Source organism: Bacillus sp. SIMBA_074 (assembly GCF_046534555.1).
GTDB lineage: Bacteria > Bacillota > Bacilli > Bacillales > Bacillaceae_G > Bacillus_A > Bacillus_A mycoides.
Genome location: NZ_JAWRYM010000695.1, coordinates 1 through 263 on the forward strand (window position 1 = coordinate 1; position 263 = coordinate 263).

A 263-nucleotide genomic window follows, 5' to 3' on the forward strand; every position below is an offset into this window, starting at 1 on the left:
CGCTACGGCCTGCAGTGGGTTCACCCCGAACTGCCGCTCGCGCACCCGCTGGACGGCGGTACGGCGGCGGTGCAGCGGCGGTCGCTGGGGGAGACGGCGGCAGGTTTCGGGCGGGACGGCGCGGCTTATGCGTGGCTGTTCGGGCAGCCGGTGCGGGCTTGGGGAGAGCTCGAGGACGCCGTGCTCAGCCCGCTCCTCAAGGTTCCCGAGCACCCTATCGCTCTTGCCCGCTTCGGCCTCCGCGGCGGCCCGCCGACGACGTT

The 263-nt window shown here is 73.8% G+C and carries 1 protein-coding gene; it reads left to right on the forward strand.

Annotation, left to right across the window (positions count from 1 at the left end; genetic code table 11):
- Positions 1–263, forward strand: a 263-nt coding sequence (locus SB773_RS32565; protein WP_486304321.1) for a hypothetical protein, incomplete at both ends; no start/stop codon positions are given.